Annotated in this window: 16 protein-coding genes; 14 read left to right on the top strand and 2 right to left on the bottom strand. The window is 67.5% G+C overall.

Translation table 11 applies throughout. The annotated features are described in order from the left end of the window. Positions 1–57 precede the first annotated feature (57 nt). Positions 58–3,345: an arabinosyltransferase domain-containing protein gene (locus G6N14_RS18320; RefSeq protein WP_085134391.1), complete on the top strand. Its 3,288-nt coding sequence runs from the start codon at positions 58–60 to the stop codon at positions 3,343–3,345. Then, positions 3,342–6,521, top strand: coding sequence for an arabinosyltransferase domain-containing protein (locus G6N14_RS18315; protein WP_085134390.1), 3,180 nt, complete (start codon positions 3,342–3,344; stop codon positions 6,519–6,521). The genes G6N14_RS18320 and G6N14_RS18315 overlap by 4 nt, the downstream gene beginning before the upstream one ends. Positions 6,522–6,590: 69 nt before the next feature. Here G6N14_RS18315 and G6N14_RS18310 read toward each other — a convergent pair whose 3' ends face one another. Beyond that, positions 6,591–7,961, bottom strand: a complete 1,371-nt coding sequence (locus tag G6N14_RS18310; RefSeq protein WP_085134389.1) for an MFS transporter — start codon at positions 7,959–7,961, stop codon at positions 6,591–6,593. A 265-nt stretch (positions 7,962–8,226) separates the two neighbouring features. Further along, complete coding sequence (locus G6N14_RS18305; protein ID WP_085134388.1) at positions 8,227–9,510, bottom strand: PE-PPE domain-containing protein; 1,284 nt, start codon at positions 9,508–9,510, stop codon at positions 8,227–8,229. A gap of 380 nt (positions 9,511–9,890) precedes the next feature. Between G6N14_RS18305 and eccB the strand changes: the two genes are divergently transcribed. The 12 genes from eccB to eccA all read left to right on the top strand — a co-directional run bounded on the left by eccB (position 9,891) and on the right by eccA (position 26,731). Then, the gene (eccB, locus tag G6N14_RS18300) at positions 9,891–11,390 is read left to right on the top strand and encodes a type VII secretion protein EccB (protein WP_085134387.1); all 1,500 of its coding nucleotides are present in this window, start codon (positions 9,891–9,893) and stop codon (positions 11,388–11,390) included. A 3-nt stretch (positions 11,391–11,393) separates the two neighbouring features. Further along, positions 11,394–15,605, top strand: coding sequence for a type VII secretion protein EccCa (gene eccCa / locus G6N14_RS18295; protein ID WP_085134386.1), 4,212 nt, complete (start codon positions 11,394–11,396; stop codon positions 15,603–15,605). 102 nt (positions 15,606–15,707) lie between these two features. Then, a complete protein-coding gene (locus G6N14_RS18290; RefSeq protein WP_046315044.1) occupies positions 15,708–16,010 on the top strand; it encodes a PE domain-containing protein in 303 nt (100 codons plus the stop codon). A 3-nt stretch (positions 16,011–16,013) separates the two neighbouring features. After that, positions 16,014–17,192, top strand: coding sequence for a PPE domain-containing protein (locus G6N14_RS18285; protein ID WP_085134385.1), 1,179 nt, complete (start codon positions 16,014–16,016; stop codon positions 17,190–17,192). A 115-nt stretch (positions 17,193–17,307) separates the two neighbouring features. Continuing rightward, positions 17,308–17,625 carry a WXG100 family type VII secretion target gene (locus tag G6N14_RS18280; RefSeq protein ID WP_085134384.1) on the top strand — a complete coding sequence of 106 codons (318 nt, stop codon included), beginning with the start codon at positions 17,308–17,310 and terminating at the stop codon, positions 17,623–17,625. A 38-nt stretch (positions 17,626–17,663) separates the two neighbouring features. Next, on the top strand, positions 17,664–17,957 hold the full coding sequence (locus G6N14_RS18275; RefSeq protein ID WP_085134383.1) for a WXG100 family type VII secretion target: 294 nt from the start codon (positions 17,664–17,666) through the stop codon (positions 17,955–17,957). Positions 17,958–18,051: 94 nt separating this feature from the next. Then, positions 18,052–18,900 (top strand): ESX secretion-associated protein EspG, encoded by an 849-nt coding sequence (locus tag G6N14_RS18270; protein ID WP_085134382.1) that lies wholly within the window; start codon positions 18,052–18,054, stop codon positions 18,898–18,900. Between the two features lie 88 nt (positions 18,901–18,988). Next, positions 18,989–20,005 (top strand): MinD/ParA family ATP-binding protein, encoded by a 1,017-nt coding sequence (locus G6N14_RS18265; protein ID WP_109559705.1) that lies wholly within the window; start codon positions 18,989–18,991, stop codon positions 20,003–20,005. 5 nt (positions 20,006–20,010) lie between these two features. Continuing rightward, complete coding sequence (gene eccD / locus G6N14_RS18260; RefSeq protein WP_085134380.1) at positions 20,011–21,609, top strand: type VII secretion integral membrane protein EccD; 1,599 nt, start codon at positions 20,011–20,013, stop codon at positions 21,607–21,609. Further along, a complete protein-coding gene (gene mycP / locus G6N14_RS18255; protein WP_407663145.1) occupies positions 21,594–23,273 on the top strand; it encodes a type VII secretion-associated serine protease mycosin in 1,680 nt (559 codons plus the stop codon). The genes eccD and mycP overlap by 16 nt, the downstream gene beginning before the upstream one ends. Beyond that, the gene (gene eccE, locus G6N14_RS18250) at positions 23,270–24,829 is read left to right on the top strand and encodes a type VII secretion protein EccE (RefSeq protein WP_085137909.1); all 1,560 of its coding nucleotides are present in this window, start codon (positions 23,270–23,272) and stop codon (positions 24,827–24,829) included. The genes mycP and eccE overlap by 4 nt, the downstream gene beginning before the upstream one ends. Before the next feature lie 102 nt (positions 24,830–24,931). Beyond that, positions 24,932–26,731: a type VII secretion AAA-ATPase EccA gene (gene eccA / locus G6N14_RS18245; protein ID WP_085137912.1), complete on the top strand. Its 1,800-nt coding sequence runs from the start codon at positions 24,932–24,934 to the stop codon at positions 26,729–26,731.

Raw genomic sequence — 26,731 nt, 5'->3', positions numbered from 1 at the left:
AGCCGGGCGGGACGGGGTGCCCCGCATGGCGGACGACGTCGCATAGCATCAGGCCTCGTGTCCTCCACCCACGATCAGCCCCAGCGGCGCTATCGGATCGCACGGCTGATCGCAGTGCTCGCCGGCGTCAGCGGCGTGCTGCTGTGCGGCATCACACCGCTGCTCCCGGTCAAGCAGACCACCGCAACGATCGCCTGGCCGCAGGGCGTCGACGCCGACGGCTACGTCTCCGACGTCACCGCTCCCCTGGTCTCCGGCGCGCCCCGCAGCCTGGACATCACCATCCCGTGCTCGGCGATCGCCACCCTGGGCGCCAACGGCGGCCTGGTGCTGTCCACGGTGCCGGCCGGCGGGGTGGACGCCACCGCCCACGGCCTGTTCGTGCGGGCCAACAAGACGACCGTGACCGCGGCCTACCGCGACCATGTGGCTGCGGCCGCCGCCCGGGACAAGCTCGGCGACTGCAGCGAACTGCACCTGTGGGCCGACGCCGGCGGGGTGGGCGCGGACTTCGTCGGAATCCCCGGCGCCTCAGGACAGCTGCCCGGCGAGAACAAGCCGCAGATCGGCGGCATCTTCACCGAGCTGGAGGTGGGCCCGCAGCCCGGCTTAAGCGCGCGCATCGACATCGACACCCGCTTCATCACCTCGCCCACCCTTCTGAAAGCCGGCGTGATGACGCTGGGACTGCTGGCGGTGCTGGCGTCGATCATCGCGCTGAGTGTGCTTGACCGCCGCGTGGGGCATCGCACGCCACGCAGCTGGCGACGCTGGTTCAAGGCCAGTCCCATCACCTGGCTGGCCGATGTGGGGGTGCTGGCGGCATTGGCCCTCTGGCACGTCATCGGTGCCATCTCCAGCGACGACGGCTACAACCTGACGATGGCGCGCAACGTCGCGCATGCCGGATACGTCGCCAACTACTACCGTTTCTTCGGCGCCAGCGAGGCCCCGTTCGACTGGTATCCGGCGCTGCTGGGACAGCTGAGCACGGTGAGCACCGCCGGGGTGTGGATGCGCCTGCCCGCCACCGCCGCTGCGATGGCCTGCTGGCTGATCATCAGCCGGCTGATCCTGCCCCGGCTGGGCCGCCTGTCGGGTAACCGGGTGGCGGTGCTCACCGCCGCGATGATGTTCCTGGCGGCCTGGATGCCGTTCAACAATGGCCTGCGCCCGGAGCCGCTGATCGCCCTGGGCACCTTGGTGGTCTGGGTTCTGGTGGAGCGCACCATCGCCACCCGCCGGCTGGTTCCCGCGGCCTGGGCCACCGTGGTGGCGGTCTTCACCGTGACGCTGGCCCCGCACGGCTTGATTGCCCTGGCCCCGCTGCTGACCGGTTCCCGCGCGGTCGAATCAGTGATCCGCCGGCGCCGCGCCGACGACGGCCTGGCCGCGCCACTGGCGGTACTGGCCGCGGCGGCTTCGGTGATCGCCGTGGTGGTCTGCCGCTCGCAGACCCTGGCCGCCGTCGCGGAGTCGGCCCGGATCAAATACGTCGTCGGGCCGACCATCGCCTGGTACCAGGAGTTCCTGCGCTACTACTTCCTGACCGTCGAGGAGAACGTCGACGCCTCGATGACGCGCCGGTTCGCCGTGCTGGTGCTGCTGTTCTGCATGCTCGCCATGCTGGTGATCCTGCTGCGCCGCGGGCGTATCAGCGGCGTCGCCAGCGGTCCGGCCTGGCGGCTGATCGGCTCGACCGCGGTGGGCCTGCTGCTGCTGACCTTCACCCCGACCAAGTGGGCGGTGCAGTTCGGCGCGTTCGCCGGGCTGGCGGGGGCCCTGGCGGCCTTGACCGCCTTCACCTACGCCCGGGTCGGCCTGCACAGCCGACGCAACATGACCCTGTACGTGACGGCGCTGCTGTTCCTGGTGGCCATCGCGACATCGGGGGTCAACGGCTGGTTCTACGTGGGCGGCTACGGCGTGCCGTGGTTCGACATCCCGCCGGTGATCGCCAGCCGCCCGGTCACCTCGATGTTCCTGGCGGCATCGATCGCCACCGGTCTGCTGGCCGGCTGGCAGCACTTCCGGTTGGACTACACCGGCCACACCGAGGTCACCGCCAACCGGCGCAACCGGATTCTGGCCTCCACCCCGCTGCTGGTGGTCGCCAGCCTGATGGTGCTGCTGATGGTCGGCTCGATGGCCAAGGCCGCCGCCGGGCGCTACCCGGCCTACACCACCGCCAAGGCCAACGCCGAGGCCGTGCTGGCCGGTCTCCGCGGCCAGACCAGCTGCGGCATGGCCGACGACGTGCTGGCCGAACCGGACACCAACGCCGGACTGCTGCAACCCGTCAGTGGCCAGACCTACGGCGAGCTCGGCCCGCTCGGCGGCACCGACCCCTACGGATTCGATCCCAACGCCGTCGATGAGGACCTCACCTCCCTGGCCGTGATCGCCAAGCCCGGCGTGCCCAACGCCGACGCCTCGCCCAACAAGCCCAGCGCCAACCAGAGCGATGCGGCCGGCACCGCCGGCGGCAAGATCCCCGACGACGCCCCGGACGGGGTGAACGGGTCCCGGGTGGCGCTGCCGTTCGGCCTGGACCCGGCGGTGACGCCGGTGCTGGGCTCCTACGGCGAGCAGGTCGCCGCGCACGCCACCTCGGTCTGGTACCGCCTGCCCGAGCCCGACCCGGCAACCGCCCGGGCTCCCATCGTCGTCGTCACCGCCGCCGGCGCCATCTGGTCGCACGGCGAGGACGGCAAGCTCGACTACGGTCAGCCGCTGAAGCTGGAGTGGGGCGCCAGTGCGCCCGACGGCACCTTCCGGGCGCTGGGGCAGGTGGAGCCCATCGACATCGGGCCGCAGAACTCCTGGCGCAACCTGCGTTTCCCGCTGGCCTGGGCGCCGCCGGGCACCGATGTGGTGCGCATCGTGGCCAACGACCCCAACTTGTCCACCGAGCAGTGGATCGCCTTCACTCCCCCGCGGGTGCCGGTGGTGCAGACCATCACCGAGTTGATGGGCTCGCAGACCCCGGTGCTGATGGACATCGCGGTCGCGGCGAACTTCCCGTGCCAGCAGCCGTTCACCGAACATCTGGGCATCGCCGAGCTGCCGGAGTACCGGATCATGCCGGATCACAAGCAGACCGCGGCGTCGTCCAATCTGTGGCAGTCGGCCGAGGACGGCGGACCGTTCCTGATCACCCAGGCCATGCTGTGGACCACCACCGTCCCGACCTACCTGCGCAATGACTGGTATCGGGACTGGGGTGCGGTGGAGGCCTACCACCGCCTGATCTCCGCCAAAGCCGCGCCCGACGCCGTCATCGACCAGGGCACCGTCACCGTTACCGGCTGGAGCCGGCCCGGACCGATTCGAGCACTGCCATGACCGCGCCCGTGACCGACCGTGACCTCACACTGACCCGCTGGGTGGCCGTCGTCGCCGGCCTCGTGGGCTTCCTGCTGTCGGTGGCCACGCCGCTGCTGCCGGTGGTGCAGACCACCGCGACCCTGAACTGGCCGCAGCACGGCGAGCTGAGCAGTGTCACCGCACCGCTGATCTCCCAGACGCCGCTGTCGCTGACGGTGAAGGCGCCGTGTGCGCTGGTGCGCCAGTTGCCCGCCGAGGGCGGCACGCTGGTGTCGACCGCGCCGGCCAAGGGCAAGGACGCCGCGCTCAACGGGCTGTTCATCACCGTCACCGAGAAGCGGGTGGACGTCACCGACCGCAACGTGGTGCTGGCGAGCGCGCCCCGCGCCAAGGTGGAGGGCCCCGACTGCACCGATATCGAGGTCACCTCGTCGCACGACGGGACGTTCGCCACCATCGGGGGCATCACCCAGCGGTACGGCTGGTCGGATCCGAACCTGCGCCCGCAGATCGTCGGGGTGTTCACCGACTTGACCGGCCCGGCGCCGGACGGGCTGTCGCTGACCGCCGACATCGACACCCGGTTCTCCACCAAGCCCACGGCACTCAAGCGAATAGCGATCTTCGCGGCGATCCTCGCCACGGTCATCGCCGTGCTGGCGCTGTGGCGACTGGACCGGCTCGACGGGCACCGGATGCACCGGCTGATCCCGAGTCGGTGGCGGTTCTTCTCCCTGGCCGATGTGGCGGTCGTGTTCGGGTTCCTGCTGTGGTACGTGATCGGCGCGAACTCCTCCGACGACGGCTACATCCTGGGGATGGCCCGGGTAGCCGATCACGCCGGCTACATGAGCAACTACTTCCGCTGGTTCGGCAGCCCCGAAGACCCGTTCGGCTGGTACTACAACCTGCTGGCGCTGATGACGCACGTGTCCGACGCCAGCATCTGGATCCGGCTGCCGGACCTGGTCGCCGGGCTGGTGTGCTGGCTGCTGCTCAGCCGCGAGGTGCTGCCCCGGTTCGGTCCGGCGGTGGCGGCCAGCAAGCCCGCACTGTGGGCCGCCGGCATGGTGCTGCTGGCGGCGTGGATGCCGTTCAACAACGGTCTGCGCCCCGAGGGGATCATCGCCGTCGGCTCGCTGATCACCTACGTGCTGGTGGAGCGGGCGATCATCTCCAGCCGGCTGACACCGGCGGCGCTGGCGATCATCTGCGCGGCATTCACCCTGGGGATTCAGCCCACCGGTTTGATCGCGGTGGCCGCGCTGCTGGCCGGCGGCCGGCCGCTGCTGCGGATCCTGGTGCGCCGGCACCGTCTGGTGGGCACCTGGCCGCTGGTGGCGCCGCTGTTGGCCGCCGGTGCGGTGATCTTGACCGTGGTTTTCGCCGACCAGACGGTGCGGGCGGTCTTGGAGGCCACCCGCGTGCGCACCGCCATCGGTCCCAGCCAGGCCTGGTACACCGAGAACCTGCGCTACTACTACCTGATTCTGCCGACCGTCGACGGCTCGCTGTCGCGGCGGTTCGGGTTCTTGATCTGTGTGCTCTGCCTGTTCACCGCCATGTTCATCATGTTGCGGCGCAAGCGGATCGCCGGGGTGGCCAGCGGCCCGGTGTGGCGGTTGATGGGCGTGATCCTGGCGACCATGTTCTCGCTGATGTTCGCCCCCACCAAATGGGTGCACCACTTCGGGCTGTTCGCCGCGGTGGCCGGGGCGATGGCGGCGCTGACCACCGTGCTGGTCTCCCGACAAGTGGTGCGCTGGTCGCGCAACCGCATGGCCTTCGCCGCGGCAGTGCTTTTCATCATGGCGTTGTGTTTCGCCACCACCAACGGCTGGTGGTATGTCTCCAGCTACGGCGTCCCGTTCAACGCCGACATGCCGCGGATCGGCGGCATCACCATCAGCACAATTCTTTTCGCGATGTTTGCGGTGGTCGCCGGATGGGCGGCCTGGCTGCACTTCGCTCCGCGTGATCGCGGCGAGGGCCGACTGGCCCGGGCGCTGACCGCCGCCCCCGTGCCGGTGGCAGCCGGTTTCATGGTGTGCGTCTTCATCGCCTCGATGGTGGCCGGAATCATCCGCGAATACCCGACCTACTCCAACGGCCTGGCCAACGTGCGTGCGTTCGTGGGCGGCTGCGGGCTGGCCGACAACGTGCTGGTCGAGCCGGACCCCAACGACGGCGCGCTCACACCGCTGCCGGGGCAGTACGGCGAGCTGGGACCGTTGGGCGGCGTGGACCCGGTCGGTTTCACCGCCAGCGGGGTGCCGGAGAAGGTGGTGGCCGAGGCGCTGCGGATGCCGATCCCCCAGCCCGGCACCGACTACGACTGGGATGCCCCCAAGAAGCTGAAGAAGCCCGGCGTCAACGGCTCGACGGTGCCGCTGCCCTACGGCCTGGACCCGGCACGGGTTCCGCTGGCCGGCAGTTACAGCACCGACGCGCAGCAGGTGTCCACGCTGACATCGGCCTGGTACGTGCTGCCCGCGGCCGACGACGCGCATCCCCTGGTGGCGGTGACCGCCGCGGGCACCATCGCCGGCAACAGCGTGCTGAAGGGCTACACCACCGGCCAGGACGTGCAGCTGGAGTACGGGGTTCCCGGCCCCGACGGCACGCCGGTGGCGGCCGGCCGGCTGGTGCCCTACGACCTGTTCGGGGAGTGGCCCCGGATGTGGCGCAACCTGCGTTTCCCGCGCTCGCAGATCCCGGCGGACGCCACCGCGGTACGCATTGTGGCCGTGGACAAGTCGCTGAATCCGCGCGATTGGATCGCCTTCACCCCACCGCGACTGCCCGAGGTGGAGACCATTCAGGAGTACATCGGCTCCGACAAGCCGGTGCTGCTGGACTGGGCGGTGGGCCTGGCGTTCCCGTGCCAGCACCCGATGCTGCACGCCAACGGCGTCACCGAGGTGCCGGAGTACCGGATCACCCCGGACTACAACGCCAAGAAGCAGGACACCGACACCTGGCAGGACGGGGTCAACGGCGGGCTGCTCGGCATTTCCGACATGCTGCTGCGCGCCCACGTCATGGCCACCTACCTCAACCATGACTGGGGCCGGGACTGGGGTTCGTTGCGTCAGTTCGACGTCATCACGCCGGCCACCCCGGCGGAGCTGGACTTGGGCAGCGCCACGCGTTCGGGCTGGTGGTCACCCGGCGAGATCCGGATCAAGCCGTAGCCCGTCGGGCGGCGAAGGCCGACGGGCGCCGCTGCGCGCACGCGGGGGCGTGCGGCGGCCGGTTGGCGATCACGCGGCCAGGTTGCGTTCGAAGTCGGCACGCACGGCAGGCATCTCGGTGCCGCGCAGCGAATAGCCGGCCGTCTCGGGCAGGAACCGCAAGGCGATCAACCCGATGACCGCGGCCACCATCAGGTAGGCCGCCGGGAACAACTGCCAGCCGGTGTGGGTGATCACCGAGTCGGCCAGCACCGGCGCGGTGCCGCCGAACAGTGCTACGGCCGCGTTGTCGGCGACGGCAAAGCCGGCGAAGCGGACCTGCGTGGGAAACAGCGCCGGGAAGGTGGACGCCACGGTGGACATGGGCGCCGCGAACAGCACGCTGAGCACGGTGAATCCCAGTACCGCGAAACCGAAACCCTGCCCCATGAGCCAGTACATCGGCAGCGCCAGCACCGCGAACCCCAGCAGCGAGCCGCGCCACAGCGGTTTGCGCCCGATCCGATCCGACCAGGCGCCGGCCAGCGGGATACAGGCCATCATCGCCAACTCCCCCACCAGAACCACCGCCGTCCTGCTGCGTGCGTCGAGGCCGGCGGTGGCGTGCAGATAGGTCGGCTGGTAGGTCACCAGGGTGTAGTCGATGATGTTCAGCGCGACCATCAGGGCGAAGGTGACCAAGATAGGTCGCGTGTAGTTGGTCAGCAGGTCCACCAGCCGGTCGCGGGCCGAGCCGGTGATCGCGCATTCGGCGAACACGGGCGTCTCCGGCATCCGGGAGCGCAGCACCAGTCCCAGCACGCCAAGCGGCAGGGCGAGCAGGAAGGGAATGCGCCAGCCCCAGGCCGCCATCTGGTCGTGGGTGAGCATCGCCTCCAATGCCAGCACCACGGCGGTGCCGAACACGAAGCCGCCGACGGCACCGAATTCCAGCAGGCTGCCGTAGGCCCCGCGCCTGTTGTCGGGCGCGCATTCGGCCATAAACGTTGCGGCGCCGCCGTATTCGCCGCCGGTTGAGAATCCCTGCACCACCCGCAGCGCGATCAACAGCACCGGCGCCCACCAGCCCGCGCTGGCGTAGGTGGGCAACAGACCGATGAGCGTGGTGGCCACCGCGATCAGCATGATGGTTGCGACCAGAACGGACTTGCGGCCGAACCGATCTCCCAGGGGTCCCCAGACCAGGCCGCCCAGCGGCCGGAGCACAAAGGAGACCGCGAAGCCGAGCATGGTGCCGAGGCTGCCCAGCGCGTTCGGAAAGAACGCTTCGGTCAAGTAGGTCGCCACGACGGCGTAGACACCGTAGTCATACCATTCGGTCGCGTTGCCGATCGCCGATGCCGCGATGGCTCTGCGCATCAGGCGCCGGCTTTCCTCGGGAGTGCCGGCCGGATTCGGGGCAGCCGGTTCCGGCGCGCGCGGCGGCAACAGCAGACTCACCGCCCCTCGCCGCCAGGAAACACGCCGACCCCCTGTCCAGGCCTCCGAGGATTCGCACGGCGATCCGCGAGCCGGGAATCACGTTCCGGCCCGGCAGATTCGGAACCTCGGCGGCTAACCCTGCATGGGATCACCTGAGACAAAGGGTAATTGGTCTGGCAGCGAAGTGCCCGGCGTTGGACGAAGCGTTACACAACGCTTACCTCAGCGATACCGCCTCAGCCCGCAGTCCGCGGTCCGCTCGACCCGCTGACCGAAAGTCGTCCTAGCCCTGGGCTTCCCAGTAGGCCGGGTCCAGGTACTGGCCCACCAACGACTCCCACATCATGTTGGTCAGGCCCTGCAGCATGCCCTGCACATCGGAGCTGTCGGCAAGGCCCACACCGTCGCCGGCCGCCAGCAGCGGCGCCAACGCCGGGTTGTCGATCATCTCGGTCACCTGGTAGGTGGCCGGGTCCAAGATGGCGTCGACGAAGTTGTTCCAGCCGGTCTGGGCGGCCACCGCCAGCGCGGCGTTGACCTCGTTCCAGTCGATGACCTGCGGGTCCATGGTCACTTCGGTGGGCACGTCGGCGGGCCCGTCGTTCCAGCCGTGCTCGATGTTGCCGTAGCCGAGGTTCACCAGGATCCGCATAGCCGGCTCCATCAGCTCATACAGCGGCTTTCCGGTGACCGGGACGAACAGCAGGGGCCACAGCAGCGGCAGGTACTCGCTCTCGATCATGTAGGAGCTGATCGTGCTGTCGGGGCTGGACTCCAGCAGCGTCGCCTCCGCGATCTGCTCGGGGGTCAGACCCATGTAGGCGACGTGCTGGATGCCCATGCCCATGATGGCGTTGAGCGTGGAGAAGATGTTGCTGGCGTACTTGGGGAAGTCGGCGTAGCCGTCGTACTCCAGGGTGTAGATGCTGGTGGGGTAGAGATCGTTGGGCGTCGGGTTGCCCAGGGTGACGTCGCTTTGCCCCATGAGCCGGGCGATCTCGGGCACGTTTTCGAAGCCGACCAGCATGCCCCCGATGGGGTTGGCCGAGTTGCCGATCAACACGAAGTTCACCGCGGAGCTGGGCACACCCGCCTCTTGGAGCTGCTCCATCGCCAGTGTCGTCAGCGCGGCGCTTTGCGAATAGCCGAACACCGTAACCGGATTATCGGCGTCCACCTGCCCGGACTCGATCAGCTCCTGCACCTTGTCGAAGAGAATCTGCGCCCCGGTGGCCAAGGAGGTGTCCAGCATGTAGGGCTCCTGCGGCGTGGTCAGCACCTGGAGCTGCCCGGCGAAGCCCTGCGGCTCCAAAAACAGTTCGTTGACCGTTTCGGCGAACTGCAGGCTGGGCGTGGGCATCATGCTGGGGCCCATGATCAGCGCGATACCGGAGTTGGCCAGCGGTCCGCCGTCGGCGGTGAGCAACACCCCGAGCGGTCCGGGCATCGCCGCCAGTGGGGCGAGCTGGGGCGCGCCGCACACCCCGGCGACCACGGTGGCAGCGGCCAAGGCGGCCCGCACCCCGGACCGACGGTGGCTGGACCGTGCCGTTACTGCTTCAAACATCCAGACTTCCTCGCCGGTTCTCCAGGCCGCACACGAGCGTGCCGTGGCCGAACCTGGATGATTTCAATCACACTGAGGTCTGTCAAACTCAGCTTAGGTTTACCCAGGAAAACCCGCCTGATCTGCGCAAGAGCTGGCCACGGCTTGGAACGTGCATTCACCCAGGCACTGACCCTGAGATGAGACTGAGCGTGGTGAGTGCTAGGGCGGCGCGAGCCGGGGTGCGCTCATCGGCCCTCCAGGCGCGTGTCCCTATGCCGTGAAGTGCACGCAAGTGACTGGTTCGCGCTGGCCAACGCCAGTAATGTCGTCGCGGTGCGCTTGTCGCCGCAGGGGGAAGCGCAGCATCGCCGAGCGTGCGTCGTTAGGGGTAGCCGGGCATGCCGCTGAGTCTGTCGAACCGGGACCAGAATTCCGGCCACCTGTTCTACAACCGACGACTGCGCGCAGCGACCACCAGATTCTCCGTGCGCATGAAGCACGACGACCGCAAACAGACCGCCGCTATCGTGCTGTCGATCGTCTTGATCCTGATCGGCATGGGCTGGATGCTGCTACTCAACGTGCTGCGCCCAGCTGGCATTGTTCGAACGTCATCCATTGTCGGCGACCGTGATTCGGGTGCGATTTACGCGCGAATCGACGGGCGGCTGTATCCGGCGTTGAACATCACCTCGGCGCGACTTGCCGTAGGCCACGCTGAGCCACCCACCTGGGTCAAACCCGCTGAGATCGCCAAATACCCGACCAGCCCCATGATCGGTATTCCGGGCGCCCCGCCGTCATTGATCGCCAACACCGGCGCGCCGTCGGCCTGGGCTGTCTGCGACACCGCCGGCTCACCGCGCCGCGCCGAACCGCCCGTGGTGACTGCGATTGCGGGAGTTGTGAATCCCCTCGGACGCGCCGCACCGCTGGCGCCGGACGCGGCCATCATGACCCGCTTCCAGGGCGCGACGTACGTCATCTGGGGCGGCAAGCGGTCCCAAGTGGATCCCGCCGATCGAGCCACCACGCTCAGTCTCGGTCTCGACCCGGGGACCACGGCACCTGTCGAGATATCGCGGGCGCTGTTCGATGCCCTCCCGAGTACCGAACCCCTCCGCGTTCCGGTGATCCCGCTGGCAGGCACACCATCGCAATGGGTGCCCGGCTCCCAGGTGGGAACGGTGCTGGAGACCCGGACGTCCAGCGGCGGTTCGCAGTTCTACGTTCTGGTTCCCGAGGGAGTCCAGAAGATCAGCAGCTTCGTCGCCGACCTGATCCGCAGCGCGAACTCGTTCGGCTCGGTGGCGCCGCTGATCGTCAGCCCCGACAAGCTGCTCAAGATCCCGGAAGTGACCACCCTGCCCGTCGAGTACTACCCGCACGGCAGGCTCACATTCGTCGATACCGCGGCCGATCCGACGACCTGCGTGGCCTGGGAGAAGGCCTCCGGTGATCGACAGGCGCGGATCACCCTGTACAGCGGACGCGGCCTGCCGGTGTCGCCGGAGACGGACAGCCGGATCGTCCGACTGGTGCGCGACGACCGCAGCCCCAATTCCGTGGTCGCCAACCAGGTGCTGGTGTTGCCGGGAGCAACCAACTTCATCGCCTCCACCGGCGGACTGCCCGAATCCGATACCCGCGAGGCGCTGTTCTGGGTGTCGCCCAACGGTGTCCGATTCGGCATCGCCGCCGACACCGATACCCTCCAGGGCCTCGGCCTGGACCCGGGCTCCGCGCAGCAAGCACCCTGGCCGCTCCTGCGCACCTTCGCCAGCGGTCCAGAACTGTCGCGGCGCGCCGCACTGCTGGCCCGCGACACCCTGGTGGCGCCCGGGGCCGTACAGCCGGTGGTACCCAGCACCCAGCAGGGCGACTCGGGAGGGCACTGACCGATGTCCAAGCGCGCATTCGTTCCCGTCCGCCTTCGGGTCCCTGAACCCAAGCCCGTGCGGGTCGCACCCCGGGCGCCAGACGCACTTCCCGAACGCGAGCCGCGCAACCTCTGGGTGATGATCGGCATACCCGCCCTGCTCGTGGCGCTGATCGGCACCATCGTCATGCTCTATGTCTCCGGTGTGCGCAACCTGGGGTCGGGCATGTTCCCCATGGTGGGCATGGCCGGGCTGGCGATGCTGATGTTCTCCGGGCGCTTCGGCCGGGCCCGCAAGATCAGCTGGGGCGAGCAGGAGAAGAACCGGCGCAGCTACCTGCGCTCCCTCGACAGCGAGCGTGACGAGATTCAGAAGGCCGTCTGCGCCCAGCGCAACGCCCAGGAGTTGGTGCACTCCACTCCGCTGGAGCTGGGCGCGGTCATCGGGGGCCCACAAATGTGGGAGCGCCGCCGCTCCGACGCGGATTTCCTGGACGTTCGGCTAGGCGTCGGGGTGCAGCATGCCCCGGACTCGGTGTTGTCGGTGCAGTGGCCGGAGATCCCCGTCGACGAGGAGTTGGAGCCCGTCACAGGCCAGGCGTTGCGCGACTTCATCCTGGAACAGCGCAAGATCCGCGACATCGCCAAGGTGGTGAACCTGCGCTCCCGCCCCGGTTTCGGCTTCATCGGAGAAGATCTCGACGGGATTCGCTCACTGCTGCGTTCGATGCTCAGCGGGCTAGCGGTTTTCCACAACCCCCTCGACGTCAAGCTGATGGTGGTGACCCGGCACCCGGAGCTGTGGTCGTGGATGGTCTGGCTACCCCACAACCAACACGACGAACTGTTCGACGCCTGCGGGTGGCGACGCCTGGTGTTCACCAGTCCTACCGAACTCGAGGCGACGCTGGGCGCCGACCTTCACATGAAGGGCAAGCGCGGCGCCTGGCGGCCGCTCTCGGCGCCGAGCCCCACCACCATGGCCTCACCGCTGGAGACCGGTGGCGCCGGGCCCGATCTGGGTCCGCACCTGGTGATCGTCGACGACAACACCGGCAGTCCCGAAGCATGGGAGAGCGTGGTCGGTCGGGTCGGCAAAGAAGGCATCACGGTGCTGCGGGTGGCGTCGCGTCTCGGCACCGGTGTGGGCTTCGGCCGCGACGAGATCTTCGAGTTGACCAAGCAGCCGGCCCCGTGGAATCGCGCTGACGAAGCCGGCGCCCCGGACCGCAAGAACCGGCGCGGCCCGAGCCTGCCCGAAAGGCCGACGCTGCGCGCCGGCGGAAAGTTCTTCGCTCACGCCGACCAACTGTCGGTGCCGCGCGCTTACCGCTACGCGAGAGCAATGGCCCGCTGGTCACCGACCGCCAGCGTCGATGTCGCCGACGCGGGCAGCGGCGCCCTGGAACTGTTGCGTGCCCTGGGCATCGACGACGCCCGGGAACTCAACGTCGACCGGTTATGGACGGAAAGGCGCAGCCGGGGCGATGAACGGTGGGCAGAGATTCCCGTCGGAGCCAAGCCCAGCGGCGAACTGCAAAACATCATTCTGCGCGCCAAAGACTTCGGCGGCTACGGTTTTCACTCGGTGGTCATCGGGACCAGCGGCTCGGGAAAATCAGAGTTCTTTCTTTCCCTGGTCTACGGCATTGCGCTGACCCACTCGCCGGAGACCTTCAACGTCATCTTCGTCGACATGAAATTCGAGTCCGCGGCCCAAGACATCCTCGGTATCCCGCACGTGTCGGCGGCCTTGTCCAACCTCGGAAAGGACGAGCGGCATCTCGCCGAAAGAATGCGGCGCGCCATCGACGGTGAGATAGCCCGGCGCTATCGCCTGTTCAACTCGGTCGGTGCGCGCGACGCGAACGACTACGAGGAGATTCGCCTGGCCGGGCGGGATCTGGAACCGGTACCCGTACTGCTCGTAGTCATCGACGAATACCTGGAGCTGTTCCAAAACCACCCCAAGTGGATCGACTTGATCATCCATATCGGGCAGGAGGGCCGCGGCGCCAACGTGTTCTTCATGCTCGGCGGACAGCGCCTCGATTTGTCGTCCTTGCAGAAAGTCAAGTCCAACATCGCATTCCGTGTCGCCCTTCGGGCGGAGTCCGGGGACGACAGCCGCGAAGTGATCGGGTCGGATGCCGCCTACCACCTGCCGTCGAAGGAGAACGGCTTCGGCCTGCTGAAGGTCGGCCCGCGTGACCTGGAGCCGTTCCGCTGTTTCTACCTCTCGGCGCCGTTCGTGGTCCCCAAACGTAAGCTGCCGACCGGCCAGACCCTCGACATGACGCTCACCAAGCCCCGGCTGTACACCTGGCAGTACCAGCCGCTGGATGCAGCGGATGCCCAAGCGCTGCAAGATATATCGGCCACTGACGCGGAGCCCGATGAATTTCTGCTGCACGCCGACGGCTTCAAGAAGAAGAAGATCGTCGATGTGCTGCGTGAGTCACTCATCGCCGCCGACCGCAAGGCACCCCACCTGCCGTGGTTGCCTCCGTTGGAGATCTCCGAGCCGGTCGACGCCCTGGTCGCACGCCACCGGGGCAAACCGTGGCATGTCGACTACGGCCGCAACCCCGGCCTGGTGTGGCCGCTGGCCGTCAAGGACATCCCCGAGGACGCCCAGCAGCTGGTGCACTGCGTGGATGTGCTGCGCAGCAACATCATGGTGGTCGGGGCCAAGAGCCGCGGCAAGACGACCACGCTGATGACAATGATGTGTTCGGCCGCGCTGATGTACACCCCGGCGCGGGTGACGTTCTTCTGTGTCGGCGGCGCAACCCTGGGCTACGCCGAAACCCTGCCGCACGTGGCCGACATCGTCTCGCCGGCCGACCGCGAGGGCGTGGAGCGCACCGTTGCCACCATGGCAGCGCTGATCAGCGCCCGCCAAGACGCCTTCCGCCGCGACAAGATCGACATCAACGAGTTCCGGGAGCGCCGCTTCGGCGCAGGCGGTGGCGAGAGCATGGCCGGCACCGACGCGGGCGATCCCTACGGGGACGTTTTCCTGGTGATCGATGACTTCTCCGATCTCTACGCCGCCGACACGATGCTCGGTGACCGGATCATCGCCCTGAGCGGTGTCGGTCCGGAGTACGGCGTGCACTTGATGACCAGCGCCTCCGGCTGGATTCACGGTCAACGCCAGACATTGCTGCAGAACTCGGACGTTCGCATCCAGCTGCGGCTGCAGAACCCCGGCGAGAATGAGATGGGCACCGCGTCGCTGGACGCCCGCGATGCCGCCAAACGCACCGTCAACCGGCCCGGCTTCGGTCTGACCGAGTCGCCGCACGAGATGCTCATCGGGGTTCCGGAGCTGGCCGCCGAGGATGGCACCGGGATCGGGACCCGGGAACTCGGGCGCCGGGTTGCGCAGGTCGCGGGTGTCACCAAGCACGCCACACTCAAGCGACTTCCAGCGGCTGTCGCGCTCGCGGAGGTCCTGGCCTACGACGTCGCACAACGGCCGCCCGCCCAAGCCGCGCCGTCCATCGCGTTCATGATCGGCGAACAACACGATCTGCTTCCGGTCCCGCTGATGCTGGCCGAAAACCCCGGGATGATGATCCTGGGGCGAGCCCTGTGCGGCAAAAGCGCCACTTTGGCCGCGATCGGCGAAGCAGTGATGGCACGCTTCGGCCCCGGGGAAGCCCAGATCACGATCATCGACCCGAAAACGGGCCCGCTGCGAGACCTGCAGGGTCCGGGGTACATCCATGCCTATGCCTATGACCAGGACGAGATCGACGAGACACTGACCACGCTTGCCCAACAGATACTGCTCCCCCGGCTGCCCGCCAAGGGGCTCAGCCAGGAGGAGCTACGGGCGCTCAAGCCCTGGGAGGGGCCACGGCATTTCGTGTTGATCGACGACGTGCAGGATCTGCGCCCCGCACAAATTCATCCGGCGAAGCCACCGGTAGGTGCGGCGTTGTGGAAGCTGATGGAGCGGGGCCGTCAGATCGGACTGCACGTTTTCACCACCCGGAACTCGTCCAACTTCGGCCAATTGGAGATGGACCCCTGGGTGAAGGCGCAACGCGCCGCCAAGGTGCCCACGTTGTTCATGGACAACGACCCCCAGAACAAGGTCAACCGCACGGTACGGGCTCAGGCGTTGCCCGCCGGCCGCGGACTGTTGGTCAATGACTTAGAGGTTGAGGGCGTTCTGGTAGGAGTCCCGTCGTCGATGATCCACGATTTCGAACGACAATAACCGGTATTTACATCCTGAAGTGACGGGCGCCGCAATTCGGTTTACGATCAAGTCCGGTTCGCCGCCGTCGACATATCGGTGATGAGGCATCGGGGAGGAAATATGTTTTCTGTAGAACCGGAAGCGGTCCTGGCTTCATCGGGAGTCGAAGCCGCAATCACCGCCGAAACGCAGGCGGCCGCCTCGGCCGCCAGCCCGGCGTTGCTGGGGGTTTTGCCAATGGGTAACGACCCCGATTCCATCGCATTCCATGCGGCCCTGCTGGCCTCCGGCGGCGAATACCTGGGCATCGTCGCCGAGCATTCGGCGCAGCGCGGCTTGTACTCCGGCGCGCAAGCCACCGCCGCAGGTGTGTATGGCGCCACCGAGGCACTACGGGCCGCCACCGTCGCGCTCGGCGGGTAGCTCATGGCCGACCCGGGGTGGGCCGCCCGCACACCGGAGACCAACGACATGTTGATCAAATCCGGCGCGGGCATTCCGGCCATGCTGGCCAATGGCGCCGCATGGTCGGCGCTGGGTGTGGCTCATCACGCGTCGGGAATCGCCTCGGCGGTCAACACGGCCTTGACCTCGCTGCGGTGGATCGGAGCCGGATCCGAGGGATCAGTCCTCAACGCAACCCTGCTGAACGTCGCCCTGCACGGCCTGGCGGGTTGGGTAGACGTCAAGGCCCCCATCGTCGCTGCGGCCGTCGAGGCCTACCAGCTCGCCTATGCCAGCATGCGCACTACCGCCGAGTGCGAAGAGAACCGGATCGAGACCGCAACCGACTACGCGATCAACCCGTCGGTGCTCGGGGCCCTGACGCCGCGGATCGCTTCGCTCGAATACCAGTACTACGGCCTGTTCTGGCCGAACAACGCCGCGGTGGGAGCGTCCTACGGAGCGACGCTGACGGCGCTCACCGCCAGCTTGACGGTTCCCGCTCCGGTGGCGAGTATGGGCGCTTCCCCGGCAGCTCCCGCTGCGGCGGCCAGCGCTGTCGGCGAGGCGGCCTCCCAGGCCGCTGCCGGCGGCGCGATGCGCGCCGCCCACGCCAGCACGTCTACCGCGACCAACGCTGCCGGCCAGAGCGCCGGCGCCGCCCAGAGCATGGGCGACCCGATGGGTTCCCTGCTGGGCCCGGTTCAGCAGATCGGCTCGACGCTGACCCAGGCGCCGCAGTCGCTGGGTCAGCTGCCGCAGTCGATGCTGAGCCCGATGCAGTCCCTGATGGGGATGTTCATGAACCCGAACGCGCTAGGCGGGGCGCTCAACTCCCCAGGGGCCACCGGGCTTCCCGCCACGGCGACGCTGGCGAACGCCACCACCTCCTCCGGTGGCGTCGCGGCAGGCGGGCCGGGCGCGCCGGTCTCTGCGTTCACCCGGCCCGTGAGCGCCTTCGACTCCGGTGGCGGACGTCCGGTGGGATTGAGGCCCAGCGGCGCGCTGGGTTCGGTCGAGACGAGCCGCCTGACGACCACCGGCGCCACGGGCATGGGGGGCATGCCCATCGCTCCCGCGGCGGCGGGAGCCGGCGGCAGGACCAACAACGGCCAGTCGGACCGGACCACCACCGTGCGCGTTATCGACGATCGGGTTTGACCTGGACTTTTGTTGGCCGCAGGGTGAATCGACACATACAAAAGGAGCAAATAGACTACCGCCAGCCAGATCCCGCCGAATCCGGGGGGGTTGTTCTACAACCGAGGAGGAATCGATGGCAGCCATTGTCGTCACGCCCGAATTGATGCGGACCACCGCGTCAAAACTGTCGCAGCACATCGAACATGCGCAGGCGATCGCCAACCAGTACCTGGCCGACCACGAGAACATTCTGGGGGCGTCGACGTGGGCGGGCGCGGGGTCACAGGCCTCGTTAACCACCGCCGCACAGATTCACGACGACATGCAAAAGGTCCTCATCGGCGGCAGCCGGCTGACCGAAGGTCTCAACCAGGCCGCGGCGCTCATGGAATCCCACGAGTCCCACTCCGAGCACGCTTTCCACTCGCTGTTCGGCGGCCAGTCCGCCTAACCCCCGACGACCCCTGTACTCGAAAGGACACCATTCCTATGTCCACAAGTGACGGCATTACCTACCACCCCGGCGCCGTAAGCGACCACGCGCACGGCGTCATCGGCAACGCGAGCGCCCTGGATCAGATCCACGCCGATGCTCACCAGCTCACCCAGATGCTGACCGAGTACTTCGCCGGTCATGGCGCGACCGGATTCTTCGAGGCCCAGGCGCAGATGCTCTCCGGTCTGCAGGGCCTGATCGAGACCATCGGTCACCACGGTTCCACCATCGGCTCCGTGCTGAATGGGGCGGTGGACACCGACCACACGATCAACCGCATCTTCTGACCCCTCGAAGTGGGGTGTCTGCGATACGGCGCAGATGCCCCACTTCGCAATGTCGGCGCGGCTGCCGCAGACCACGGATTGAGGAGAGGGCCCCGTGCTGACAACGACTGTTGACGGACTGTGGGTGCTACAGGCCGTCACCGGCATCGAATCGTTGTGCCCGGAGTTGGGCCTGCGGCCACTGTCACCCCGTCTGGACACTCCCGAGCGTGCTCTTGCGCATCCGATCGCGCAGGAGCTGCGCACCATCGGCGCTCTCGACGAACAGGGCCAAGCCGACCCGATGCTGCGGGAATGGCTCACGGTGATCATGCGCCGCGACATCGCGCTGATGCTCAACCTCAGTTTCCCCGGTCGGCCCGACGACGACCCCCAACACCTGACCCGTGTCTCGATCAGCCGATTCGCTTCCTGGTGGGTGGTGCTGGAACGCCATGGTCTGGAGGTGCGGCTCTATCCCGCCGGAAGTGCCGCCGACCAGGAGGCTGCCGGCGACCTCCTCGTCGGGCAGATCGAGCGGCTGTGCGGTGTGACCGACCCGGCACCGCTGCGGCCAGTCACCCTGGACACGCGCGAACTGCTCGAACGAGTTCGCAGCCCGGAGAGTCTTCGTCAGCACCTGGCCGCGCTCCGGCTCGATATCGATCAGCAGCAGATCGTGGCGATGGCCGCCGACCCGGAGCTGTCGGGCCAGGCCAACATCGTCGCGATCCAGCCGGGCGCAGGCGCCGAGGAACTCGCCCGCGTAGCGGTGGGGGACACCACGGTGCTGATTTCGGACACCCCGGCCGGCCGCGTCTGTGTAGAGAATGTCGACAATGGCGGTCGCCGGTACCAAATCGTCTCGCCCGGCACCCGTAGCGATGTGGCCGGCGCGATCCTGCGGCTCATAGCCCGGCTACCCGCCGGCGCAGACTGGCATTCACACCGGCGGGTTGTATGACAGTGAATTCACCGCCTTGCCTTTACCGTGCATTCCGGTCCAGAAACGTAGCAATCATAGTTTCAGCAATCGTGTTAATATCACGCTCGTGACGAGCCCGTGGAATAGCCCGAATATGCCGGACGAAGGCTCATCCGTGCGGTGGGATCCGGCACCGGGCCCCAGCTACCGCGATTCGATATCGGACTCGATGCGCATTTCCGACCTGGCCACGCCACGCAAGATTCCGCCGGGCTCGGGCTGGCGCAGACTCGTCTATGTCCTGTCGGCTAAAACCGTTAATCCTGGCGAGTCTCCGAGCGAACGCCATTATCGAGACCTGCGTAATAGAATTCGTCGGCACATCCGGCGGCAGTACGTGATCACGTTGGTGTCCGGGAAGGGCGGCACCGGCGTGACGACGATGGCCGCGGCGATCGGCAGTGTCTTCCGGGAATGTCGGCCCGAGAATGTCATCGCGATTGACGCCGTCCCAGGCTTCGGGACACTGTCAGACCGCATCGACGAGCACCCTCCGGGTGATTACTCGGCCGTCCTGAGCGACACCGACGTGCAAGGGTATTCCGATATCCGGGAACACCTCGGCCAGAATGCCGTTGGCCTCGACGTTCTGGCAGGCAATCGCACCTCGGATCAGTTAAGGCCGCTTGTTCCGGCAATGTTCAGTGGGGTGTTGTCGCGGTTACGACGCACCCACAATGTCATCGTCGTCGACACCGCGGCGGACTTGGAACACCCGGTCATGAAACCGGTGCTGGAGAACACCGACACCCTCGTCTTCGTCTCGGGGGTCACCGCCGACCAGTCCCGTCCTGTGTTGCGGGCGGTGGACTACTTGGCTTCGCAGGGCTATCACGAGCTGGTTTCGCGTTCCACCGTGATCCTCAACCACTCCGCCCCGAGAGCCGACAGTGCCGCGGTGGCCTATCTGACGGAGCGGTTCAGCAAGACCGGCGCCACCGTGGAGGTCATGCCCTATGACGCTCATCTGGCAAAGGGCGGAATCATCGATGTCCCGAATGAGGTGAAGAAGAAGACCCGACTGCGGCTATTTGAAATAACCGCTGGTCTGGCCGACAAGTTCGTGCCCGACACCGAAAGGTAAACGCGGTGACCTCCCCGACACCAGCAAAAGTCGCATTTCCGGCACGCTGTGCGGTGAGCCTCGCCTACGATAAACACCTCGTTTCCCAGGTCTTCCCGGCCGGGATTCCCGTCGAAGAATTCTTCGAGGGAATGGTCGAGCTGCTCGACGAGGATCTGCGGCACCACGGTTTTGACGGGGTTGCGCTGCCGCCGGGAAGTTACGAACTGCACAAGGTCAATGGCGTCCGGCTGGACATCGCGCGCAGCCTCGACGACCTGGGCGTACAAGACGGCGACACACTGGTCCTGGTTCCCGTGGTGGGCGGCGACTCCTTCGAGCCGCAGTACGAGTCCCTGTCGAGCGCCCTGGCCGCAACGGCGCGCCGACTGGGAGCCCAGCCGGAGATTCAGTGCCAAGAGTGCGGCCACAAGGCCGACGAGCAGACGGTGACCCGCCTGCTCAAGGTGAAGGTGGACCGGATGTTCGCGCCGGTCACCGCGTTGACTGCCGCACACACTGCGATCGGGCTGACGGCCTTGTCGGTGGTGGTACTTGCGGCCCTGGCGGTCCGGGCCCGCACGTTCAGCGACAGTTGGCCTCCCGCCGCCGTCCTAGTGGGCCTCGGGGGGTTATTGGCGCTCGGGGCAACGGTGATCCGGCGCAACTGGCCCGCGCGCGACGACCTGTTCAGTGGCTTCGGTTGGCTGGCGGTGCTCGCGTTGTCTTGCGCAGCGTTCTGTGCGGCGCCCGGCACCCTCGGCGCGCCCCACGTGATGATCGGGCTGACAGTGCTGGCCCTCGGCGCGATCGGCCTCAGCGTGCTGCTTCGTTCGCAGAGCACGGTTGCCACCGCGGTCGTCGCCGCTGCGGGAATCGGCGGTGCGGTGGCGGCAACCCGGATGTGGCAGCCGGTGTCGCCGCAGGTGATCGGCATCTGTCTCCTGCTGGGCCTGCTGATCCTGCTGCGGATGGCCCCCACGATCGCGCTGTGGGTTGCACGGGTGCGGCCACCATACTTCGGTTCGATCACCGGGCGAGACTTGTTCGCCCGTCGCGCCAACATGCCGATCGACACGGTCTCCCCCGTCACTCCCGAAGATGCAGAGGACGACGAGGACGACTTGGTCGACATCTCGGCCCGCGGCGCCGCGATCGCGGCCTCCGCGCGATTGATCAACTCCGTGCAGGTCGGGATTTGTGTCGCGGCCGCCACCGCATTGCCGATAGCGGTCTGGATGGTGCTCACCCCAGGCGGCCCGCGGCAGCGTGGCGCGGTGGCGCTGTGCGGCCTGGTGGCAGGCCTGTTCATCACTCAGGGTCGCGGTTTCGCCGCACGCGTCCAAGCGATTGCGCTCGTAGGGGGAGCCAGCGCGGCCGTACTCGCCGGAATTGTCAAATACGCCCTGGCGAGCCCTGGCGATTCCGCCGCCGGCTTCCTATGGCCGGCCGCTGCCGTCGCCGTCTTCGCCGGGTTGGGGCTGGCCGCCGGTCTGCTGGTACCCGAAACCAAGTTTGTGCCCTGGATCCGGCTGGCCGTCGAATGGCTGGAAGTCCTGGCATTCATCGTGGTAGGCGTACTGGGCGCATGGCTGGGAGGACTTTTCGTGTGGGTCCGCAACTAAGGCGCCTGTCCGCTCGCGGGGCCATCGTCGCCGCGGTGATGGCGCTGGTCTTTGCGTCGAGCGGCCCACCTCCAGCCCGGGCGATCGAGCCTCCGTCGGTCGATCCTGCTCTTGTCCCTGCCGACGGCACGCCGGGACCGGACCAGCCGATGCGGCGCTCGAATTCCTGCAGTGTCCCGATCACGGTCGGCAATCCCGACGTGGCGCAACTGGCACCGGGATTCGACATGCTGGGTATCGCCGCGGCATGGCAATACTCCACCGGCAACGGCGTCCCGGTTGCCGTCATCGACACCGGCGTCACACCGAATACCCGCTTGCCGGCGATTGCCGGGGGCGACTACATCATGGGCGGGGCGGAGGGGCTCGGCGGCCTGCAGGACTGCGACGCGCACGGCACGATCGCGGCGTCGATCATCGCCGCGGCTCCCCTGGGGGCGCTGCCGATGCCCCGCCCCATGCCGGCGGTCCCCGCGTTCCCCCCGCCGGCCGGTCCGCCCCCCAGCATTGGCGAACCCCTGCCCCCGGCGGACATTCCGGGCCCACCGGCACCGCCTCCGCCTCCCACCGCGGTGACCATTACCCAGGTGGCGCCGGCCCCTCCTCCCCCGCCACCCCCGCCTGACGAGGGCGCCGTAGCACCGGCCGCCGGGCCCGCCGATCCCCAGAGCGACGACGAGCCCGCGGTCCCGCCACCTCCGCCGGGCGCTCCCGACGGTGTTGTGGGGGTGGCGCCGCATGCCACCGTCATCTCTATCCGCCAATCGTCCCGGGCGTTTGAGCCGGTCCACCCCCAACGATTCGGCTATGACGACGAGCGGGTGAAGGCCGGAACCCTGGCAACGCTGGCCAGGGCCGTCGTCCACGCAGCCAACATGGGCGCCAAGGTCATCAACGTCTCGGTCACCTCCTGTGTGCAAGTGGCCGCCGCAGTCGACCAACAAGCGCTGGGGGCGGCCCTGTGGTACGCGGCGACGGTAAAGGACGCGGTGATCGTGGCCGCCGCCGGCAACGTCGGCGAGGCCGGGTGCGCCGACAACCCGATGTTCGACCCGCTGAACCCCAACGACCCGCGGGACTGGAACCAGGTCAAGGTGATATCGAGCCCGTCATGGTTCTCCGACTATGTCTTGTCGGTCGGCGGTGTGGACTCCACCGGGGCACCGATCGACAAGAGCATGGCGGGCCCATGGGTGCGGGTGGCGGCGCCCGCCACCCATGTGATGGGCCTGTCGCCGCAGGGCGGAAATCCGGTCAATGCCTATCCCCCGGCCCGGGTCGGCGACAAGAACATGCCGTTTTGGGGCACCAGCTTCTCCGCCGCCTACGTCAGCGGGGTGGCTGCACTGGTCCGGGCAAAATATCCGCAACTCACGGCAAACCAAGTGATCAACCGGATTGTTCAGACTGCCCACAATCCTCCCTCCGGGGTGGACAACCGGGTCGGCTACGGACTGGTCGATCCGGTTGCGGCACTGACGTTCAACGTGCCGGCCGGCGATCCGGTGGCACCGGGGTCGCAGCAGCGGGTGCTCACCCCGGCACCACCTCCACCTCCGCCGGACCATCGGGCTCGCAACGTCGCCCTCGCCTTCCTCGGCGTGATCGCCGCGGCTGTACTGGCCGCCGCGATCACCGCCCGGATCCGCCGGGCCACCCGATGAGTCAGAACCAGGTCCGGCTGACCGGATTCCACCCTTCGAGTAACCGGCGACTCCTGTGCGCCACAGCGGTTGCGCTAGGCGCTCTGGTGGGCTGGGCGCTGGGGGGTCTCATCGGTGTCGTCACCGCGCTCGTGCTCGTGGGAGCAGTGGTGTGGGTGCCGTGGTGGGGCCAGCCGGCATGGTCGTGGGCGCTGCTGTGGTTGCGCCGGCCCTCGCAGGATGCCTGGAGCGATCCGGTCACCGTGGCCAACAACCGCGCCGGCGGCGGAGTCCGGATTCAGGACGGTGTCGCGGTCGTGGCCATCCACCTGCTGGGTCGGCCGCACGCAGCCACGGTGGCTACCGGATCGGTGAACGTGGAGACCGATAACGTCGTCGACATCGCCGATCTGCAGCCGATGCTTCGGCATGCGCTCGGGCTGGTCCTGGATTCGATGAGCGTGATCAGCATCGGAGCGCGCCGCGCAACGTCCGGTGACTTTCCCCGGGTCTACGACACCGAGATCGGCACCCCGCCCTACGCCGGGCAACGCGAGACCTGGCTGCTACTGCGACTGCGGGTGATCGACAACACGGCGGCGCTGCGTTGGCGAACCACGCTCGGTGCCGCGGCGGTCGCTGTCGCGCAACGGATCGCGGGTCGGTTGCGCTGCGGCGGACTGCGGGCGCGGGTAGCCACGGCCAGCGACCTGGTCGAGCTGGACCGGCGCTTGGCCGGTGGTTCCCTGACCGCCGGCGCCCAACGATGGAAGGCCCTGCGCACCGACGGCGGGTGGGCGACTACCTACACCTACGCCACCGGCGAGATCAACGCACAACTGCTCGCGCAGGCCTGGACTCTGCCGGTCGATCACGTCATCCAGAACGTCACCCTGCTCCCCGACGGAACGTGCACGGCCACCGTGACCCTGCGGACACCGCAGCCCGCCCCGACGCCACCCTCGGTGGTGCTTCGCCGGCTCAACGGGGAGCAGGCCGCGGCCGTCACGGCCAACATGTGCGCCCCCCGCCGTTCGCTGCGCGGATTGCGATCGCTTCGGCTTCCGGCCAGGCTTCCCCTTGAGATCGGTCCGTCGGGGGTCCTGATCGGCAAGCTGGCCAACGGCGACCGGTTGATGGTGCCGTTGACCGATTCGGGCGAGTTGAGCCGGGTATTCATCGCGGCTGAGGATCTCATCGCCAAACGCATCGTCATTCGGGCGGCCGGTGCCGGGGAACGGCTCTGCGTACACACCCGAGACAAGGCCCGCTGGGCCAGCGTCCGGATGCCCGAGGTGAATGTGATCGATGAGTCACGGCCGACTCCGCGGACCACCGTCAGCGTGGTAGACGGCTCGATCGCCCCGTCGCCCCGCCCTGCCACGGTGATCACGGTGGCGCCGCCCGGCACGCCGCCGCCACCACCGGACGCCGTCGAGGTGTGCATCGAGCAGATCGATCGGAACGCAGTTCGAGTTGCGGCCGGCGGGAAATCCTGGCTGGCTACGGTGGAGTTGTTCCGGGCGGAAAACCGCTACTGCAGCCCGGAGGCGCTCGCGCCGATGTCGTTGCGATGACAACGCGCCGCATCGGCTGTCAGCTGGAGGACCTGGACGTGCGACAGAGGACTACAGACAGTGAGTGACCTGCTGACGGCCCGTCGGCATTTCGACCGGGCAATGGTGAGCATTGGCGGCGAGTACGGCTCGCCCGAGGCGTTAGCCGATTTCATCGCCGCGACCGAGGCCGATCCCTCCATGGCAGACGCGTGGCTGGGCCGTATCGCCTGCGGCGACACCGCGCTTGACACCCTGCACCGTCTCTATGCCAACCGGGACTGGCTGCACAAGGAGACCACCCGCCTCGGAAGGCACCTGGCCGCCCAGATTCCGTTGGGCCCTTACCTGTCCATCACCGTGACCGATGGCTCGCACGTGGGTTTGGCCCTGGCTTCGGCGCTCACCGTGGCCGGGGAGTACGAGAGTGCCGAGGTGTTGCTGTCCGACGAATCCCTCCTGGACAGCTGGATCAACTACCAGTGGCGCCAACTCGGCCGCGCCCATCTGATGTTCGTCACCCAGCGATGGCCGGACGTGCTGACCATCGCCGCAGAGGAGCTCCCCGAGCGGGCGATCACCATGCCGGCGGTGACGGCCTCGGTGTGCGCGCTGGCAGGCTACGCGGCGGCCCATCTGGGCCATGGCCGAGTGGCGCTGGATTGGCTGGACCGTGTCGACATCGCCGGGCAGAGCCGCTTTTCCGAGCGCTTTCAAGTCGGGGTTCTCACCGCGTCGATCAACCCGAGCGAGATCCCGTTGCTGGCCGCGGACCTCGCCTACCTGCGCGGCATGGTGCACCGACAGCTCGGCGAGGAAGACAAGGCGCAGGTCTGGTTGTCCAAGGCGGCGATCAACGGTGTGCTCACCGAACCGGCCAAGGCGGCGCTGGCCGAGCCGAAGCTGCGTCTCGTGGTCATCGACGAACAGATCATCGACAGTCGAAGCGACCGGTGGGACGCCGGCTCGGCCAAGAGCCGCGCCGAACTCGATGAAACCAAAGCACAGGACCGCCGCGCCGAGTTGCTGGAACAGGGCCGCGCCGAGTTGGAGAGGCAAGTCGGCCTGGCGGAGGTCAAACGTGCAGTCAGGGCGCTGGAGGACCAACTCGAGGTCCGCGCCATGCGGCTCGAACACGGCCTGCCCGTGGAGGGCCAGACCAATCACATGCTGCTGGTGGGTCCACCGGGAACGGGCAAAACGACTACCGCCGAGGCACTGGGCAAGATCTATGCCGGTATGGGAATTGTCCGCAATCCCGAAATCATCGAAGTACGTCGTTCCGACTTCTGCGGTGAGCACATCGGTGCCTCCGGCCCGAAGACCAATGAACTGATCGAAAGAGCATTGGGCGGAATTCTGTTCATGGACGAGTTCTATTCGCTGGTGGAGCGTCACCAGGACGGAACGCCGGACATGATCGGCATGGAGGCCGTCAACCAATTGCTGATCGCGCTGGAGAAGCACCGCTTCGACTTCTGTTTCATCGCCGCCGGCTACGAGGACCAAGTCGATGAATTCCTGACCGTCAACCCCGGTCTGGCCAGCCGCTTCAACCGGAAGATCCGGTTCGAGGCGTACTCTCCGGAGGAGATCGTTGAGATCGGTGAGCGTTACGGATCAAGTCGGGCAACTGTACTGAACCCGGATGCACGCCAACGCTTCCTGAACATGGTTGCCAAGGTTCGGGGCTATGTCAGCCCACGCGGAGAGCACGGCATCAACGTCATGCACAACGGACGTTTTGCCCGCAACGTGATCGAGGAGGCCGAACTTGCCCGCGACACTCGGCTGGCCGCCCAGAAACGGGCCGGACAGCCCGTGACCATCGATGACCTCAAGACGATCACCGCCGACGACATCGACACAGCCGTTCGCTGCGTATGCAGTACCAAACGCGAGATGGCCTCCCTGGACTGGTAA

This window comes from Mycolicibacter hiberniae, from assembly GCF_010729485.1.
GTDB lineage: Bacteria > Actinomycetota > Actinomycetes > Mycobacteriales > Mycobacteriaceae > Mycobacterium > Mycobacterium hiberniae.
Note: the sequence above shows the minus strand (reverse complement) of the source record. Positions and strands in the feature narration are given on the sequence as shown.

What these genes read in the sequence shown, in the direction of transcription:
- G6N14_RS18315 (WP_085134390.1), top strand. Translation starts at nt 3,342, where the DNA reads ATGACCGCGCCCGTGACCGACCGTGACCTCACACTGACCCGCTGGGTG.
- G6N14_RS18305 (WP_085134388.1), bottom strand. Translation starts at nt 9,510, where the DNA reads ATGTTTGAAGCAGTAACGGCACGGTCCAGCCACCGTCGGTCCGGGGTG.
- eccB (WP_085134387.1), top strand. Translation starts at nt 9,891, where the DNA reads ATGCCGCTGAGTCTGTCGAACCGGGACCAGAATTCCGGCCACCTGTTC.
- eccCa (WP_085134386.1), top strand. Translation starts at nt 11,394, where the DNA reads ATGTCCAAGCGCGCATTCGTTCCCGTCCGCCTTCGGGTCCCTGAACCC.
- G6N14_RS18290 (WP_046315044.1), top strand. Translation starts at nt 15,708, where the DNA reads ATGTTTTCTGTAGAACCGGAAGCGGTCCTGGCTTCATCGGGAGTCGAA.
- G6N14_RS18285 (WP_085134385.1), top strand. Translation starts at nt 16,014, where the DNA reads ATGGCCGACCCGGGGTGGGCCGCCCGCACACCGGAGACCAACGACATG.
- G6N14_RS18280 (WP_085134384.1), top strand. Translation starts at nt 17,308, where the DNA reads ATGGCAGCCATTGTCGTCACGCCCGAATTGATGCGGACCACCGCGTCA.
- G6N14_RS18275 (WP_085134383.1), top strand. Translation starts at nt 17,664, where the DNA reads ATGTCCACAAGTGACGGCATTACCTACCACCCCGGCGCCGTAAGCGAC.
- eccE (WP_085137909.1), top strand. Translation starts at nt 23,270, where the DNA reads ATGAGTCAGAACCAGGTCCGGCTGACCGGATTCCACCCTTCGAGTAAC.
- eccA (WP_085137912.1), top strand. Translation starts at nt 24,932, where the DNA reads ATGGTGAGCATTGGCGGCGAGTACGGCTCGCCCGAGGCGTTAGCCGAT.